Annotated in this window: 15 protein-coding genes; 1 reads left to right on the top strand and 14 read right to left on the bottom strand. The window is 42.5% G+C overall.

Annotated elements, in window-relative coordinates; all coding sequences use genetic code 11:
• Positions 1-176 precede the first annotated feature (176 nt).
• The 4 genes from J7I80_RS08975 to miaA form a co-directional block, all read right to left on the bottom strand.
• The gene (locus tag J7I80_RS08975; RefSeq protein WP_214737696.1) at positions 177-407 is read right to left on the bottom strand and encodes a glutaredoxin family protein; all 231 of its coding nucleotides are present in this window, start codon (positions 405-407) and stop codon (positions 177-179) included.
• Between the two features lie 86 nt (positions 408-493).
• Complete coding sequence (gene spoVK / locus J7I80_RS08970) at positions 494-1453, bottom strand: stage V sporulation protein K (RefSeq protein ID WP_192473325.1); 960 nt, start codon at positions 1451-1453, stop codon at positions 494-496.
• A 613-nt stretch (positions 1454-2066) separates the two neighbouring features.
• Entirely contained in the window at positions 2067-2297 is a 231-nt protein-coding gene (hfq, locus tag J7I80_RS08965) for an RNA chaperone Hfq (RefSeq protein ID WP_192473326.1), read from the bottom strand.
• A gap of 29 nt (positions 2298-2326) precedes the next feature.
• Positions 2327-3280, bottom strand: a complete 954-nt coding sequence (gene miaA, locus J7I80_RS08960; protein ID WP_214737694.1) for a tRNA (adenosine(37)-N6)-dimethylallyltransferase MiaA — start codon at positions 3278-3280, stop codon at positions 2327-2329.
• Positions 3281-3555: 275 nt separating this feature from the next.
• On the opposite strand from miaA, the gene mreBH reads away from it, so the two are divergent.
• Complete coding sequence (mreBH, locus tag J7I80_RS08955) at positions 3556-4563, top strand: rod-share determining protein MreBH (RefSeq protein WP_214737692.1); 1008 nt, start codon at positions 3556-3558, stop codon at positions 4561-4563.
• Positions 4564-4713: 150 nt separating this feature from the next.
• Here mreBH and J7I80_RS08950 read toward each other — a convergent pair whose 3' ends face one another.
• The 10 genes from J7I80_RS08950 to J7I80_RS08905 all read right to left on the bottom strand — a co-directional run bounded on the left by J7I80_RS08950 (position 4714) and on the right by J7I80_RS08905 (position 16632).
• On the bottom strand, positions 4714-5226 hold the full coding sequence (locus tag J7I80_RS08950; RefSeq protein ID WP_214737690.1) for a DinB family protein: 513 nt from the start codon (positions 5224-5226) through the stop codon (positions 4714-4716).
• A gap of 106 nt (positions 5227-5332) precedes the next feature.
• Positions 5333-5680 (bottom strand): hypothetical protein, encoded by a 348-nt coding sequence (locus J7I80_RS08945; protein WP_251027674.1) that lies wholly within the window; start codon positions 5678-5680, stop codon positions 5333-5335.
• A 293-nt stretch (positions 5681-5973) separates the two neighbouring features.
• Entirely contained in the window at positions 5974-7899 is a 1926-nt protein-coding gene (gene mutL / locus J7I80_RS08940; RefSeq protein ID WP_214737686.1) for a DNA mismatch repair endonuclease MutL, read from the bottom strand.
• A 51-nt stretch (positions 7900-7950) separates the two neighbouring features.
• Positions 7951-10611 carry a DNA mismatch repair protein MutS gene (gene mutS / locus J7I80_RS08935; RefSeq protein ID WP_214737684.1) on the bottom strand — a complete coding sequence of 887 codons (2661 nt, stop codon included), beginning with the start codon at positions 10609-10611 and terminating at the stop codon, positions 7951-7953.
• Positions 10612-10880: 269 nt separating this feature from the next.
• Positions 10881-12011, bottom strand: a complete 1131-nt coding sequence (locus J7I80_RS08930; RefSeq protein ID WP_214737682.1) for an ABC transporter permease — start codon at positions 12009-12011, stop codon at positions 10881-10883.
• Positions 12004-13194, bottom strand: coding sequence for an ABC transporter permease (locus tag J7I80_RS08925; protein ID WP_214737680.1), 1191 nt, complete (start codon positions 13192-13194; stop codon positions 12004-12006). The genes J7I80_RS08930 and J7I80_RS08925 overlap by 8 nt, the downstream gene beginning before the upstream one ends.
• Positions 13195-13207: 13 nt before the next feature.
• Positions 13208-14149, bottom strand: coding sequence for an ABC transporter ATP-binding protein (locus J7I80_RS08920; protein ID WP_214737678.1), 942 nt, complete (start codon positions 14147-14149; stop codon positions 13208-13210).
• A 203-nt stretch (positions 14150-14352) separates the two neighbouring features.
• Complete coding sequence (locus tag J7I80_RS08915; RefSeq protein ID WP_192473336.1) at positions 14353-14979, bottom strand: response regulator transcription factor; 627 nt, start codon at positions 14977-14979, stop codon at positions 14353-14355.
• On the bottom strand, positions 14960-16000 hold the full coding sequence (locus J7I80_RS08910; RefSeq protein ID WP_214737676.1) for a sensor histidine kinase: 1041 nt from the start codon (positions 15998-16000) through the stop codon (positions 14960-14962). Before J7I80_RS08910 ends, J7I80_RS08915 begins: the two co-directional genes overlap by 20 nt.
• Before the next feature lie 107 nt (positions 16001-16107).
• Entirely contained in the window at positions 16108-16632 is a 525-nt protein-coding gene (locus J7I80_RS08905) for a GNAT family N-acetyltransferase (protein WP_483297692.1), read from the bottom strand.
• Positions 16633-16783: the final 151 nt, after the last annotated feature.

Raw genomic sequence — 16783 nt, 5'->3', positions numbered from 1 at the left:
TCTCTATGTAATAGTTAAGCTCTTCATTTTTACGATGAAAATTAGTTTCCCCAAAAAACTTTAAGGAAACCCCCATCTTTACCCTTTATTTAATTCCTTTAAACTTAAAATCATACGGCAATCGTTTACTCCTTAAAAATAAATAAGGATCCCAGTAAAACTGGAATCCTCTGTAACTATTTTAAGAATGACATGATTGAATTAGGGTCGAAGCCTAATACCCATTTCCCGTTTACATTTGACTGTGGCACACCCATTTGGCCTGTTGCGTTGACCAATCTTTGTGCCGCGATTGGGTCTTGCTGCACGTTCACTTCTTTGTAAGCTAAGCCTTTATCATCCAGGAAATTTTTCAGCATCGTGCAGTAAGGACAAGTATTTGTTGTGTAAACTGTAATTTCGTTCATTTTAAAATCCCCCAATACCTACTTTTTATATACCTATAGGGGTATATTATCAAACTGAAAAAATAATGTCAACAAAGATGCTGACATTATTTCCCCCTGTTATCATCTGTAAAAACAAGGTCATTGCTCCGTAGTGTCATTAGTTCATGTCGGTCATACTGATTCTGCATTAACAGCCGCATCGCCTGTGCCCGGATTGATTTTTCAATCACGTTCCGAACATAGCGACCATTCGAAAATGCCGCCGCCCCAAGTGTTGATTTTACATTTACAAGATGCTCCCGCAATTTCCGTTCTGCCTCGTGACTCAAACTATATTCCCTTTCCTTCAGCATACGCTGGCCTATATCCATAAGCTGGTCTATAGAATAGTCGGGAAAATCAATCACGAGAGGGAACCTTGAATGAAGTCCAGGGTTTAGAGTCAGGAAAAATTCCATTTCTCTCGAATATCCGGCAAGGATCAAGATGAATTCATGCTGTTTATCCTCCATGTGTTTAACAAGTGTATCAATCGCTTCCTTGCCGAAATCCTTTTCCCCACCTCTGCCCAGGGAGTAGGCTTCATCAATGAACAGGATGCCTCCCATTGCTTTTTTTATTAAATCGCGCGTTTTTTGCGCGGTATGCCCGATATACTCACCGACAAGGTCAGCTCTCTCTGCTTCGATCAAATGCCCTTTCGAAAGGACATTCATCTTAAGGAAAAGCTTTCCGATTATCCTGGCGACCGTTGTCTTTCCCGTTCCCGGATTTCCCTTGAACATCATGTGAAGAGCCTGTTTTCCAGCTTTCAGGCCCATCTCTTCCCGTTTCTTGTTCACATAGATCCAGGCATAAATTTCTTTGATCATCCTTTTCATTTCTTCCATGCCAACAAGTGCCCCGAGCTCTTCCTCAATTTCCTTTAAGGCTGCATGCTCCTGCGGGATTGACTTTGGAACCAGCTGCGACTCAGGCAATTCCTTTGTCAATGTCTTCCTTTGCTGCGCATTCAAAACAATGCTGATTTGACCGTTGTTTTTCTTTCGAAGCGGTTGGTCCAAAGATTTCACCTCTCATTCTGGAAACAGTATACGCATCTAAGCTGTATTTGTGATATCCGCCTAAATATCATCATGTTCATTGGATTCTTGCAAACTTCTATCCTTATGGGAATACTTCCCCCTTCGATATGTTCCGTCAAGCTCCGGCAGTATTTTTATGCCGTTTGTCATAATGTGCGGTTTCCCAAGAAATAAACTTCTATATTTATATGTATTCAAGAAGGAGGAAATTCATTTTTAAAAATAAACAATTATCGCGTAAAAGGAGCAAAAGTTAGGAAGGAGAACCATAAGGAGGCTGGAGGGAAATTAGTTAAGACAAATTTTGAATGAATCGGTACCCTTATGCAGCTGGATTCGCTCTCATAAGGGTACCTTTAAACCCGAATGGTGACCTTATGCAGCTGGATTTCCTCTCATAAGGGTACCTTTAGCCCCGAATGGTGACCTTATGCAGCTGGATTTGCGCTCATAAGGGTACCTTTTGTGCCGAATGGTGACCTTATGCAGTTGGATTTCCTCTCATAAGTGTACCTTTCCATTGGATTCTAGGAAATATCTCTATAAGCAGAAAAAACCCGCACGATGGCGGGTTTTCTTACTCGTTATTTAATTAAGCCTGAGCATCGAAATCAATCTGGACATTCTTTTGCGGTGCGAATGTTGAGATGGCGTGCTTATAGACAAGCTGCTGCTTTCCTTCTGATTCGAAAAGCACGGTAAAGTTATCAAAACCTTTAATCTGGCCTCTCAATTGAAATCCGTTCAATAAGAAGACGGTCACATTGATATTGTCCTTGCGGAGCTGGTTTAAATACTGGTCCTGAATGTTCACTTGTTTCATGGGCGGATCCTCCTCTTTTATCTCTATTATTATGTATTCGCTTTTATCTCGAGCTTTCCTTCAATGAACTTGGAAATTTCAGCGAATTTTTTTTCAGCGTCTTTAGACTCTGACATATCAAACCATTCCACATTCATCTTGTTTCGAAACCATGTTAGCTGCCTTTTTGCATATCGGCGGGAATTTTGTTTTAAATTCTCGATTGCCAGCTCCAGGGGAACCTTGCCATCAAAGTAGTCATAAAGCTCTTTGTATCCAATCGCCTGGATGGACTGGCAGTCCCTTAAGCCCTTTTCATAAAAGTATTGGACCTCATCAAGGAGCCCCTGCTTCATCATTAGGTCGACACGGTAATTGATTCTATTGTATAGCATCTCCCTGTCCATTGTCAGACCGATTAGTGCTGTATCATACAAAAGTTCCGGTGATTGGTTCTCCTGCAGCTCTCCAGCAGTTTTGCCTGTGCAGTGGATGATCTCCAGCGCCCTGATGACACGCCGGACATTATTAGGATGTATACGTGATGCACTTTCAGGGTCCGCATCCTTCAATTTTCCATGTAAAAATTCCTGACCGTTTTCATCTGCCGCTTGCTCTAAACTGCGCCTGAAAGAGGGGTCTGAGGGTGCATCCGTGAATTGATAATCAAAGATCACTGACTGGATGTATAATCCTGTACCGCCGACAATCATCGGCATCTTCCCTCGAGAGCTGATTTCATCGATTTTCATGCGGACAAGCTCCTGGAATTCAGCGGTTGAGAAGCTTTCGTCAGGTTCCTTGATATCAATTAAATGGTGGGGAATCCCCTCCATCTCTTCCTGGGTGATTTTCGCGGTTCCGATATCCATCCCTTTGTAAATTTGCATAGAATCACCGCTAATGATTTCACCGTTGAACTTTTTCGCAAGCTCAATGCTCAGCTTCGTTTTGCCAACTGCAGTCGGCCCAATTAACACAATCAATTTCTGTTTTTGTTCCAAAAAATTTCACACTGCCTTTTCATAGAGGGTGTCAGTCATTTCATATCTGACATCATAATTTATCTTACCATTAAATAGAAAGCAGTTGAACATCTATGCATTATACCCGTATTTTACAAATGTTATTCTCTTATATCATCTTTTGAAAAAATTTTCCTCAACTTTTACAGTTAGATAACGTTTTAGTAACAAACAACCTTTCACCCCCACATTCATGATAGTTTAATAGAAGTCTATGATGGTTAATAATTTTTAGGGAACTGGGTGAACACACTATGTTATCAACTACAGAAATAGGAATTGATTTAGGTACAGCCAACACACTTGTATATAGTAAAAATAAAGGAGTCGCTTTGAATGAACCTTCAGTAGTGGCGATTGATACAGAGACAAAGAATGTTCTTGCTGTCGGCAAGGAAGCGAAGGAAATGATCGGAAAGACTCCTGGAAAGATCGTAGCAATCCGCCCGTTAAAAGATGGAGTCATTGCTGATTTTGACGTGACAACTGAAATGCTGAAACAAATCATGAGGAAAGCTTCAAAAACGGGAGGATTTGCTCTCCGTAAACCGGATGTTGTCGTCTGCACACCTTCTGGTTCAACAAGTGTTGAACGACGTGCGATCCAGGATGCAGTCAGAAATGCTGGAGCAAAGAAGGTTCATCTTATCGAGGAACCCGTTGCTGCTGCAATTGGCGCAGGTCTGCCTGTAGATGAACCGGTAGCGAACGTAGTCGTTGATATTGGCGGCGGCACAACTGAAGTCGCAATCATTTCATACGGCGGGGTCGTTGCCTGCCATTCCATCCGCATCGCTGGCGACAGATTGGACGAAGACATCGTTCAATATGTACGAAAAGAATACAATGTCCTTATTGGTGAGAGAACAGCTGAAAAAATCAAGATGGAGATTGGTTATGCGCTTATTGACCACGAAATGATGGAAATGGACATACGCGGACGTGACTTAGTAACTGGCCTGCCAAAGACCGTTACCCTAAACTCTTATGAAATCAGGGACACCCTGAAAGAATCCTTGCTTCATATCATGGAAGCAATCCGCGCTACACTTGAAGACTGCCCTGCTGAACTCAGCGGTGATATTGTCGATCGCGGCGTGATCCTTTCAGGCGGCGGCGCGTTGCTGAACGGAATACAGGATTGGCTTGGAAGCGAAATGGTCGTTCCAGTACACATCGCTCCAAACCCGCTTGAATCCGTTGCAATCGGTACAGGTAAAGCGTTGCAGTACATCCATAAACTGCAGCCCGCTGTTAAATAAATATAAATGACGAAAAGATCGCGAATAGATATCGCGATCTTTTCGTTTTTTTTTCAAGCATTCTTTTAATCACCAGCTTTTTGGGCTCAGAGAATCTTTATATGACCTTTTGAGTTTCCCAACTCCTTCAGGCAAACGAATCCTGCTGTTCTATAGATACTTCTCTTCAATTATTTTCAGATGATGACGTTCATGACCAGCGATCATATATGCGACTGTTTCCACCGAAACGTCGAATCCATTCGCATTGCTCCAGTATTCTAACGAGTGCTGTGGCAGGCCTTTTAACAAACTAGTCGTTGCTGTTCTAACATTCTTATAATCTTCAAGAAGATCGGCCATAGGGCGACCGTAAAAGAAAGCTTTCTTTACAAATTCATTCTCATCGAATCCCATGAGAGGGTTCTGGTCTCCTCTCGCAATACGAAGGATTCTGTAGGCCATTATTCTTTCTGTATCTGTCAGGTGTCCAAGCACTTCGGACAAAGACCATTTTCCTTCCTCATAGCGGTAGCCGGCCTGAGCTTCGGTTACTTGGGATAATAGATTATATGTAGTATCCAGCTGTTCAGTAAGAATATCGACAATGTCTCCTTCTGGAACCAGTTTAATATAATTCCTTGTATAGACAGGGAATTTTTCCAACTTTGGTCGTTTAAACATTCAAATTCACTTCCTTTCTTCATTCATAAAGTATTCGTGTTTTATGGGATATTTTCCTCTAATCTAATTTAAACAGGCACTGCTCAGATGAACAGTGCCTTCTTATTCACTCTTTATATTGTTTCCTCAGTCTATTAAAATACAGGAAAACCGGCAAAGGAATGACGATAAAGCCCAGGCTTTTGATAATTTGATTGACTGCCCTGTCTTTTTGCCTCGCCTTTTCTTCTGTTACATACAAATCATAATTGCTGCGAAGTTCTTCCTCAGTCAGTTCTGTTTTGGAAATTTCATTTTTGCCAATGGTCATATTTTGCTTATATTCTGTAAAACTTTGATAGTATCCAGTTGGGCTGACAAGATCCGCTGTCGCCATGAAGATCGAAACCCCTCCGCCAATGACCATCATCAATGTAGCAAACAATACGAGATAGGTATATAAATGTCTGACCACTTTCTCTCCCCCTTGCTCTTTATTTTTCATTGCAAAAGCTACAATAAATATCAATACAACTACAGGTACTATGGAAAATACCAATGAGAAAACGAACAATATATCGCCCCCTTTATATATTATAAGAGCCCATAAACCATTTAATGATTTCATCAGAATTATTACATTTTTCCTATTAGTGTAATTTTACACCATTATAAATCTAAATTAAAGAATTTTTATCCATCTAACACAAATTTTTCTATGAAGACAAATAAAACAGTGCTCCTAATTGGAACACTGTTTCTTCTGACTTACATTACCCTTTTGAACATTTTCTCCATTTCATATGTGGAGTAATGAACGATGATTGGCCGGCCATGAGGACATGTGAACGGATCGGACGAACGCCGCAATTCATCCAGCAATGCCTGGATCTCGTCATTGCGCAGGTGATGATTTGCTTTGATGGATGCCTTGCAGCTCATCATGATGGCTGCTTCTTCTCTAAGTTTTTTAATATCCACTTTTTTCATCATCAAGAGTTGTTCAATCATGTCTTCAATCAGCTCTTTTTCCTCTCCGTGAGGGAACCACTGCGGGTGTGAGCGGACGATGAAGCTGTTGTAGCCGAAGGGCTCAAGGAAGACTCCCACTTTTTCCAGCTCATGTTGATGCTCATTGATTTTTATGCACTCATCGCCTGAATATTCAAGTGTTATAGGCATGAGCATTTCTTGAAGTTCAGTCGCTACTTCGCCTACCTTGTCCCTGAAATACTCATACTTGATTCTCTCCTGCGCAGCATGCTGGTCAATTATATATAATCCGCGGTCGTTCTGGGCGAGAATATAAGTACCGTGCATTTGCCCAATTGGATAAAGAGGAGGGACACGGGACGCCTGGACTTCAGCACGCTGTTCGGAAGCTGCTGTTGAGGTAGCCGGATCTGTCATTCCCTCTACTTGAACAAGTTCGTTTTCATCAGGTGAAGCAAATGAAAGTACTGGATTCTCTTGAGCAACCAAGGCGTTTCTCCAGTCAGGAGCTTCCTGCTGTGAAGCATTTTGCACTTCAGCAGCTTTATAGCTTTTGGTCAGCTCAACAGCTTTCTCCTCCACAAATGGCCTGCGCTCAATGGTTGACTGACTCAATGAAGCCGTCTCTTCAGCTTTAGGCAAATGGTCCAGGTCCATGAATGTTTGTTCTGACTTAGGTTTCTCCTGCTTCTGGGTAACCATTCCAGCCGGTATTAATTCCTTCGTTTTAAAAGCGTTCTTTATGACGCTCGAGACAAGCTCATTCAACTCCTGCTCCTTGCTCAATCGCACTTCCATCTTGGATGGATGGACGTTCACATCAATCAAAAGCGGGTCCATTTCAATATTCAACAGGACAACTGGATACCTGCCAATCGGGAGCAGTGTATGGTAGCCTTCCTGTATTGCTTTAACAAGAGCATAATTTTTGATAAAACGGCCATTAATCATCGTCGAAATATAATTTCTTGATGCCCTGGTGATTTCCGGCATTGAAATATAGCCGCTAATTTTATAATCCAAAGACTCTCCAGAGATTGGAATCATAGCTTTGACCATATTAATACCGTAAATGGCAGCCAGTACCTGGCGAACGTCCCCATTTCCTGTCGTCTTCAAAAGCTGCCGCCCATTATGGACCAGCCTGAAGGAGATATGTGGGTTTGCCAGCGCGAGTCGGTTGACGACATCTGTAATATTGCCAAGTTCGGTATGGATCGTCTTCATATATTTAAGGCGTGCAGGAGTATTAAAAAACAGGTCTGAAATACTGATATCCGTTCCTTTGCGGCTGTCGGCTTTCTCTACTGATTCGACCTTGCCGCCTTCGATGACCACTTTATTGCCTTCGATACCGGTAGATGTTTTCATTTCAAGCCTTGAGACAGAGGCGATACTCGGCAGCGCTTCGCCCCGGAACCCGAGAGTCCTGATCCGGAACAAGTCGTTTTCATTCTTGATCTTGCTCGTGGCATGCCGCTGGAAGGCGACAAGAACATCATCCTCTTCTATGCCGTCACCATTATCTGTAATCCTGATCCTGGCCAGTCCTGCTTCCTCGAGATCAATCTCAATCACGGTACTGTTGGCATCAATTGCATTCTCCAATAATTCCTTAACAACCGATGCCGGCCTTTCAACTACCTCACCAGCAGCAATCTTATTTGATAAAGCATCGTCGAGTTGAATAATTTTCGCCATTCTCTCACCTCCAGCTATTAGTATTTTCTCAAGCATTTTTTAGGAACATATCTACTTGCGCAGCTTTTTTTGCAGCTCGTAAAGCATATTCATGGCCTGCAAAGGAGTCATATCAAGGATTTCCAATCCGTTTAATTGTTCAATAATCTGCTTCTCTTTTTTGCTTGGACCACTTGCTTTCTTTTGTTCAGGCTCTTCATCAAAAAATGATAATTGAGCTGCGGCTGCCGTTTCTGCAGCCTGAAGCATGCTTTGTTTGTCATGCCCATTTTGCAATGGTTCGCGCACAGAGTCTGCGCTCTTCAGACTTTTAAGTCCAGATGACAACTGGGTATCTGTCTGCTCGAGTATTTGCAGGATTTCAGCAGCCCGTTCGATCAAATCTGCCGGCAATTCTGCCAGCTGGGCAACATGGATGCCGTAACTTTTATCCGCTGCACCCTCCTTGATTTTATGGAGGAATACCACTTTGCCGTTCTGCTCAACTGCACTGACATGTACATTCTTCAATTTTTCCAATTCATTTTCCAGTGAAGTCATTTCGTGATAGTGTGTCGAAAACAGCGTCTTTGCGCTGATTTTATCATGGATATATTCAATCATAGCCTGGGCGAGAGCCATGCCGTCATAAGTTGAGGTACCACGGCCGATTTCATCAAAAAGGATCAAACTGTCTTTCGTCGCATTGGTAATTGCGTTCTTTGCCTCAAGCATTTCGACCATGAAAGTACTTTGTCCGGAAACAAGATCATCTGCCGCCCCAATCCTGGTGAAAACCTGGTCGAATATCGGCAAGACCGCCTCAGAGGCCGGGACAAAACAGCCTATTTGCGCCATAATTGCTGTCAGGGCAACCTGGCGCATATATGTGCTTTTACCAGACATATTCGGCCCTGTAATCAGCAATACTTCACGGTCGTTGTCCATAAAGCAATCGTTAGGCACGTATTCCTGTGCATCCATTACCTTTTCGACAACTGGATGGCGTCCATCCTTCAGGACAATTTTCCGATCAGCTGAGAAAACAGGTTTTACATAATGACGCTGTTCACTTAGCTCTGCAAATCCCAGAATGACATCAAGCTCACTAAGAGCCCTTGCAAGCCCCTGCAATCTAGGAATATATTCTTTTATCGTCTCGCGGATTCCGCTAAATAGCTGATATTCAAGCTCGACACTTTTTTCCTCAGCCGCAAGGATCAGGTCTTCCTTTTCCTTCAGCTCAGGCGTGATAAAGCGCTCCGCATTCGAAAGCGTCTGCTTCCGCTCATACTGGCCTTCCTGAAGAAGATGCAGATTCGCCTTCGTTACTTCGATATAGTAGCCAAACACCCTGTTGTAGCCAACCTTTAAGGATTTTATCCCTGTTTTCTCACGCTCATCCCGCTCCAGCATCGCAATCCATGTTTTGCCATTCCTGCTGGCATCTCGGTATTGGTCAAGCTGTTGATCGTAACCATCGCGAATGATATTTCCTTCCTTGACAGAAATCGGAGGATTATCGACGATTGCCTGTTCGAGCAGATCCGCTGCCTCTTCGCAAGGGTCAAGTCTTTCTGCCATACGGGAAGCTTCCTCGTGCGGAAGACCCTTCAAAATATGTTTTAGTGATGGCACCTGCAATAAGGACCTTTTTAGCTGCATCAGATCTCTTGGATTAAGATTGCCAAATGCAACCCTTCCAGCCAAACGTTCAAGGTCGTATACCTCTTTCAACTTTTCCCTTAATTCCTGGCGTTCAAAAAACTGTCCGACAAAAAGCTGGACCAGTTCCTGACGACGGCCGATTTCAACTTTGTCAATCAGCGGTCTGTTGATCCATTGCTTCAGCATCCTGCCGCCCATTGCAGTCATCGTTTCATCAAGCAGCCATAAAAGTGTTCCCTTTTTTGCTGTAGAGCGTATGGTCTCTGTCAGTTCAAGGTTACGCTTGGAAAAGTAATCAATTTTCATATATTGCTGGACCTGATAGACAGATACCTTTTGCAAATGATCAAGGCTGCGCTTCTGTGTCCGGTATAAATAATTGAATAATCTTGAAGCTGTGCTTTTTAACTGTTCATTCTCAAGGTGCTCAAATAGAACTGAGAAAGCCTCATTCATTTCAGTATTATCCTCTAATGACAGCGCCAGAATGGAACGCTCCTTCAGCTTCCTCTGGATTTCCGGCGAAAGCGTGCTTTCGATGACAACTTCCTTTGCTCCAGAAATCGATAGTTCATTAATAAGGTCTTCGATACTGCCGTTAATTAAAGTGGCCCTGCTTTCCCCTGTCGACAGGTCACTGCAGGCAAAGCCATATAAGTTTCCCGGAAAAGCCGAAACAGTAGCGATAAAATTATTTTCTTTTTCTAAAAGCCCACGCCCCTCCATTACTGTTCCAGGAGTGATTAGCTGGACAACTTCACGCCTAACGACACCTTTGGCAGTCTTGGGATCTTCTGTTTGTTCACAAATCGCAACTTTATAGCCTTTGTTAATCAACTGTTCAATATAGTTAGGAGCTGAATGGTAAGGAACACCGCACATCGGAATCCGTTCCTCGCCGCCGCCCTCTCTGCTCGTCAGTGTTATTTCGAGTTCTTGGGATGCCTTTAATGCATCCTCGAAGAACATTTCATAAAAATCTCCCAAACGGAAAAATAAAAAGGCATCTTGGTAATCCGCCTTCACTTGCAGGTATTGCTTGATCATAGGGGTATATGCAGCCATATTATCCTCCAAAATTCACTTTGCTTTTATTGTAAGGTCAATGCAGGGAATCCGCTTTGACCGTTTTCCATTCTCTTATTCTTTTTCGGGCAATGCACTTGTTCTGCTATTACCGTTTTCCGTGCACACACTCTTTTTCGGGCAATGCACACTGGAAAAAGCTCTCTTTTCGACTATTATTCTAAATATCTATTATAACTCGACAAAAAATAATTTTCGATAGAATCCCCTTAAAAAGAATTACCAGTCCCAATAAGGACTGGCATTTTTTAATCATATTTCATTTTTTTCAACCCAATTGTAAAAAATAGTGAGCTGAATACTAGCAATACCAGTGTTGAATTTCGTAGTGCAGGGAGATAAAGGCTTCCGCTGACGATTTCACGAAATCCTGTAATCATCCAGCTCTGGGGCACCCCCTTGGCTATTTGCTGCATGAATTCTGGCACAATCTCTATTGGCCAGTAAACTCCTCCGAGCATACATGTACTGACAATCAACACAGCGCTCAGCGCACTAGCCTGCTGCCTCGTCTTTACGATGCTGGCCATCATCAGGCCAAAGCCGACAATCGTTATGATGACGAGTGATGCAAATGGAACGAAATAAAACAAATTGCCCCACATTGAACCATAAATTAAGTACATGACAATCATGAGGACAATTAATTGGATTGCTCCCATCAAGAAATATGAGAATAGGTATCCTGTCATCACCTGGACTTTCGTTGTTGGTGACGTGAGCAGGCGCTGCCAGGTGCCACCGATTTTTTCATCAAGAAGGGTGGAAGCTGCTCCTGAAATTCCAAACATCATGAACATAATCGTAAAGCCGATCGCCAGCATGCCGACGGAATCAGTTTTTGATTCTTCTTTTTGAATGACTTCACTGCTGATCTCCACTGGTTCTCGCGCAGCCGCTTTTTCTAGTATAGCCTTGAAGGCCAATACATCTTGTTCAGGGGACATTTCAATGGTTTGAATAACAGTCCTCCCAACACCTTCAACATAACTTTTTAACGCAAGATACTCCTGGGTTTTCCTTTGGACTACCAGTTGAAAAAGAGGCTGACCGGAATCATGGCTCTCTACTGCCGATTCAGCGATCATCACCGCTGCAATTGCCTCTTGATTTTCGACCGATTCTCTGGCTTCCTTTTCATCCGCATTTCTCCAGGTATACTGGCCATTTGATGACAGTAACTCGAGAATCCTGCTGTTTGATTCATCATTTTTTGCTACCATCAGCACAACCGGTTTATCCCGTGAAGACCCTTCTGAGCCAATTCCTCCAAAAATAAGACTGAACATAATTGGCATAATGAACATCATCACAATTGCTGAAGGTGATTTGAACAATGATTTCAGGAGTAAAAACGCGATGGATAAAATTTTACGCATGCAAAGCCCTCCTCCTTGTAGAAAGGGATACAAACGCAATTAGAAGGGATACAAGACCAATTGCAATTAAAACGCCTGCTTCTATCAGTACTTGCCATACTCCTGCACCAGACATTAGCTCCAGGAATGTTTGGAGGGCAAGAGCATTGGGAAGGACTTTGACGACCGTATTGACCCAGTCCGGAAAAATATACAATGGGACCATGCTACCCCCAACTGCAGCCATTATTTGAGTAGCCAGCATTCCGGCAGCATTGAATGTTTTCTCTCTTTTGACAAGAGCTCCAAGGAGTACTCCCAGTCCGCTGACACTAAAAACAAATGCAAAGCCGACAATTATGACCCCAGTCATGGACTCTCCCCACTGAACATCATAAAGGTAATGTGTCCCAAGAATAATAATGAAAAATTGAACCGAAGACATAAACAGTAAGCCAATAAACTTGCCTATTAAGTAATGTTGATTAGACAGCTTTGTAACAAGCAGACGATTGAATACATCTTGTTCCTTTTCATCAATCATTGCGCTTACTCCGGTAATAACCGTCATCAGCAAGAACATGACACCCATACCGGCTGCATAATACTGGAATGAGCCCACTGGTTTTTGATCCTGTTCTACCGCTGCTTCTTCAACAAATTCATAATCAGCTTCCGCCAATTGAGACAAAGCAGCAAGGTCTTTGCCAAAACCGGATGGACCAGCGACCTCCATTGCTATTACATTTACAGCCGCACTCTGAGTGAATTGCAGCACGAGATTCTTTACAATCGATGATTGAATAGAAGCTGACGGAATGGAGATGACCCGCACCTCAGAATTCCCACCCGAAATGATATGGCCCGATAAATCCCGCGGAATAATGATCCCGACGGAAATTTCCTGCTGTTTTAAACTGTCTTCCAGCTTCTCCTCGGTCATTGCCTCTGCAGAAATGAGCTCTGGAAGGCCTTTCTTGAATACCTCTTGAGATAAGACGCTGCCAAGCGGGCCTTCATCATAATTTACAATACCGATCTCAAATTTTTCAATCGAAGCTGCTTCTTCTTCATCCATCATATTGCCAAATGCTGCACCAAGGATCCCGATCAATAAGATTGGCATAAAAACAAGCGTCAACAGTGCCTTACGGTCCCTGCCCATGAGAAGTGCATCTTTTAGTGCCAGCCACCAAAAACCCATATCAACTACCTCCTTAATCCCTTAAACTTCGGCCAGTAAGGTGGAGGAATACACTCTCAAGGTTCGGTTCCACAACTTCAACGGATGTAATTTCAAAACCCGCTCCCGTAACTGACTGAATTAATTCACTTAGCACTTTTTGTGGCTCTTTATGAAAAATGGCCAGTTCATCATAATTCAATGACAGGTCTTTTTCAGGTATCGAAGGAGACAGTATGGTCTTTATTTTTTCAAGGTTGAGTGCTCTCGAAAAGTTCATGACAATCCGTGAACGATCACCAATTGTCTCCCTTAACTCGGATATGGTTCCCGATGTGATGAATTCTCCCTGATCCATAATGCCGATCTTTTCACAAAGATACTCAACTTCCTCCATATAGTGACTTGTATAGATAACAGTCATCCTTTCTGAATTCAGTTGTTTCACTGTTTCAAGGATATGGCTGCGGGATTGCGGATCAATCCCTACAGTCGGTTCATCCATGATCAATAATTCAGGATTATGTAAAATCGTAGCACCGATATTGACTCTCCTCTTCATACCGCCAGAAAAAGTCTCTACTTTCTCCTTGGCCCGATCGGTCAAACCGATGATTTCAAGTACTTCATTTATCCTTTTTTGCAAGTGGTTTCCTCTTAAACCGTACATTCTTCCCCAAAATGAAAGGTTTTCCCTCGCACTCATCGTTTGGTATAGTGCAATTTCCTGAGGAACAATGCCTAATAGCGCTTGCCCCTGCTTTGGCTGTCTGACCATATCAATGCCTGCAATGTCAATGTTTCCTGAACTTGGCGGGAATAACCCGGTTATCATCTGGATCGTGGTGGTCTTTCCTGCCCCATTTGGTCCCAAAAGACCAAATGACTCACCCTTGTGCACGGAAAAAGAAACATTCTTGACTGCCTCGAAATCTCTGAACCTCTTAGTCAATTGACTTACTTTCAAGACTTCCATTCAGACACCTGCTTTCGACCTATATTGATTTCATTATCTCAGAAAAATTGCCTTCATGAAATAAATTCCAATTAATATATGAAATTGTTCTAAAAAATTCTTATGGGTTATTCGCCTGTCATGCTGCAATACCCACAAGACAGAATATTTTTTTAACCACATTAAGAATAATAAAAAAGCAAGACATCATATCCGTCCTGCTTCTAAGGTTGCAATACATTATATTTCAGTGCTGTCTCGACCCATTCATATCGTTTGTGCGTTCCTAGCTTCTCACCGATTTTCTGGCGATGGTTTTCAACTGTTTTGACTGATATATCAAGCCTTTCCGCGATATCCTTTTGGGAGTATCCTTTTACAGTAAGAATGAAAACCTCTTTTTCTCGCTTCGTTATTGGAAGATCAACGAGATTAATTTGGTCACCTTCCGAATCATCTTCCCACACATGGGTATCGAACACCTTTTGGTTCGCTAAAATTTTGTCCAGCGATTGGATGAGATCGTCCCGCTTCAGCTGCTTGATTAAATAGCCGTCAGCCCCGGCCTCGTAAGCTTTCTTCTGATACCCGATATCATCGTGCATCGAGAAAATGACTATTTTGGCGTCCGGAAGAAGTTTCCGCAGCCTTTCCAATGTCGTCATTCCATCCAGGCCGCCCGGCATCGAAAGGTCCAGCAGTACCAGGTCGGCGGGAAAGTCCGCCGCAGCTTTAACAGCTTCATAGCCATCGCAGGCACAAATCCTTCCGTCAATGCAAAAAGATTGCTGCAAGAGCATGCTTAATCCATCCCGGACAATTTCATGATCATCAATGATCATTAGGTTCATCTTCCCTCTCCCCCTCCGCTTTTGTTAAAGAAACAAATCCTTCTACCCTCGTAGGACCACCTTCCTTACTGAGCCACTTAATGTCGCCATCAAGCATTTTACACCGTTCGTACATATGCTTCAGGCCGAGCCCTTTCGTCTTGCATCCAGTGGAAATGAAGCCATTGCCATTGTCGTATAACTGAAAAAATATATATTGATAGAATGTTTTTAAATGGATGGAGAAATAGGTAGCTTTTCCATGGCGAACCGAATTTGTAATACTTTCCTGGATGATCCTGAATAGATGAAGTTCTTTTTCCGGGTCCAGTTTTTGTTCCTTATCAAGCTCCATCTCCAAAAAGATTTCTATCTGGTATAACTTTCTCCAGTCCTTTACAGCTTGACGAAGCGATTTCTCCAAACCAATGTCATAAACGATTTCAGGTCGGAGGCTTTTTGTCAGGCGCTTAATATCTTCAAGGGTTTTTTCCATGACATTGACCATGTTGGTGACATGATTTTGATACTTCTCTTCACTGATGTTCTGTTTGATGACCTCGAGGCCCAGGAAAATGCTATAGACACTTTGTCCAATATGATCATGCAGTTCCATGGCTATCCTTTTGCGCTCTGCCTCCTGGGCGAGCAGTGTTTCTTGCACAAGCAGCTCATGGAATCGTGCCCGCTCGCTATTCTCATTCCGTACAGGCGGCCGTATTCTGAGCACATAGTATACTTCTTCCGATATAATCATTTTTTTTAATGACATTTCAAATTCTTCAAGTCCTTCATACACCGCCAGATGGGAATTGAAAAAAGGAATCGGTTCATCAGAAGTTAAAATACAGCGATTTTCATCCTCATCCAGCTCTCTTTCCTGGCAATAAGTACAGTAGGGTACTTTCTCGCCAAGCTTCCAGCCAGTCATGTGAACTGCCTTTTCATTAAGATAATGAATACTCCGATCCTTATCCATAACAATCATGCCCTCAGGCAGGTGATCAACAATTTCCGCTAAAAATTCTGTTTGGATAACCATAAACTAATCCCTCGCTACAACATCTCTTCTTCGCAACTCCATTTTAACCCCTATTCTGGCTGGTACTCCGCCATGTTTATTAACATTAAGTGAAATCTCAAGTGTTTTTAGATATAAAAAAAGACCCAGTAAGGGTCAAATTTTTTTTGATATTTACTGTGTTGATCTGTTTCACCGATGCAGTGAAATCCATTTGCGCAGTAGAATTGATTCAGTTTGCTGTTGTCGGCAACACAGTCTAATTTTAAATAGGTTTTGTCAGTTGAAACATTATCCTCAATCCACCTTAATATCTCTTTCCCGATACCATTGCCGATATATGCGGGCAAAACAGCAAGCCTGTGCAGATACATTGAATCTCCATCAGGGTCCTCCCCAAATATATGCTTGTCCCATTCACTTTGGATTGTCGACAAAGTGAATGTACCGATTAATTCTTCATTATTCAGGAGGATATATGTTTCTTTTTGCTTTATGGCTTCCAGGATTTCCTCATCATCCCCTCCGCTTAATAGGTAATGCCATTGATTAATTCCATGATCTTGCATCCACTTTGCGTTACTTTTCAGCATCTCGATAATCTTTTTGCCATCTTCTTTTACAGCAGGTCTGACCAGACTATTTTCCAGCAAAAATGACACCCGCCTTCTATTAGTTTAGTGTACTATTCTATATTTCAAGAGATATTCCTTCACTAAATCATGTTTTGCTAATTTGTTGCTTTACCACCAATCTTGAAACGAACCTATTTGTCAGGCTTAGGTTCCAAAAGTAAGAATAACT

Source organism: Bacillus sp. ISL-41 (assembly GCF_018613235.1).
Taxonomy (GTDB): domain Bacteria; phylum Bacillota; class Bacilli; order Bacillales; family Cytobacillaceae; genus Mesobacillus.
Note: the sequence above shows the minus strand (reverse complement) of the source record. Positions and strands in the feature narration are given on the sequence as shown.